This is a genomic window from Pelotomaculum sp. FP (assembly GCF_004369245.1).
GTDB lineage: Bacteria > Bacillota > Desulfotomaculia > Desulfotomaculales > Pelotomaculaceae > Pelotomaculum_C > Pelotomaculum_C schinkii.
The window spans coordinates 1-1,531 of the sequence record NZ_QFGB01000139.1; the positions used below are offsets into that span (position 1 = coordinate 1).

At 49.6% G+C, this 1,531-nt stretch carries 1 protein-coding gene; it reads right to left on the minus strand.

Features of this window, described 5'->3' with window-relative positions; all coding sequences use genetic code 11:
- On the minus strand, positions 1-1,236 hold a 1,236-nt coding region (locus tag Psfp_RS21055), incomplete at its 3' end, for an IS110 family transposase (RefSeq protein ID WP_134220464.1).
- Positions 1,237-1,531: the final 295 nt, after the last annotated feature.

Below are 1,531 nucleotides of genomic sequence, written 5' to 3' on the forward strand. Positions count from 1 at the left end.
GGGGCTTATAACGCCTTGGGTAATCAAAAGTTTGGCAGCCTGCCTCAAAGCTTTCTCCTTTTGCTTATTGCGAAGCTCTATCGGTATATCGACCTGAAAAAGGTCGCAGGGATTAAACACTTCGCCGGTTTGGAGCATGTGATAAACGGCAGTGAGCATCATTCTGGCAATGGCGATAATGGCCCGTTTCTTGCCTCTGCGTTTGGCAATCCGCTCATACTTGATGCGATAGTAAGAGGAAGTCTTGGATTTCACGGCGGCATGGGCCGCTTGCACAAGAGCGGGTTTGAGGTAAACTCCGGCTCTAGTGATGCGAACAGACTTCTTTTTACCGGCGGATTGGTTGTTGCCGGGCGCTAATCCCGCCCAACAGCACAAGCGCTTCGAGGACGAGAACTGAGACATATCAGTGCCGATCTCGGAGAGGATCGTGATGGCAGTGTTGCGATCCACTCCGGGAATGGTACACAGCAGGGTAATGGCGCTTTCAAAGGGTTCAACCAAACCGGTGATGGTTTGATCGAGGTCGGCAATGAGTTGCTCCACAAAATCCAAATGTCTACGGACGAAGCGGATGCGTTCTTTTTGTTCCCCGGTCATTTGGAAGCCTTCAATGGATTCGATGACTTCGTCGGCTTTCTTTTTTAAGGAGCGTTGCAGGAGTGAAATGCAATACTTTGGGTCGAAGGAATCCGCGTTTACAAGGTAGTTCGTGATGGATGAGGCAGATTTACCAAACATGTCGGAAACGACAGCATCAAGGGCTACATTGCAAACGGTAAAAGCGTTTTGGAAGCGATTCTTCTCGCTGGACTTGCAGGAAACGAGCTTAAAACGATACCGTGTGTACTCCCGCAGGATGCGAACATCCTTGGAAGGAATGAAGCTGCCGGGTACAAGACCGAGACGAAACAGGTCGCCAATCCACTTGGAATCCTTGACATCATCCTTGTTGCCCTTAACAGCGGCAACCCACTTGGGGTTGGCGACGGTAACGTGGATGCTGTCTTCCAGCAAATTGTAGACGGGGATATAGTACTTCCCAGTGCTCTCCATGCAAACGTCAAAGCAGTTGTTATCGATCAGCCATTGCTTGAACGCCAGAATGGAATTGTTGAAGGTGGAAAAGCGCTTTTTCTTGTAACTGGGAACGATGCCCTGAGTTGTGATGAGCGTGGCGACGAGAAATGTCTTGTGTACATCGATGCCACAGCAGATGGGGTAAACGACTTTCAAATTTCTCCCTCCTTGTGTTGAAATCGTGAGGGAGCAGACAGTGACTGGACCGCCACACATTTAACGCTGAGCTAAAACAATGATTAGCGTGCGGCCTCGCGGCACCACTTATTTGTGCTTGAAAGGCGATCCTTACACTGGTTTACATACTGATTTAAGCTAAGAGGCAGTCTGCAACTCACCTCACCGTGCTTTGTAGTGTGCCTTTCCCTCAAGGCTATTGTACCCAAAGGATGGTTACTGCACATCCCGGTTTTCATTCCTATTTGTGTCGCCCGCAGTAGGCGGAGAAATG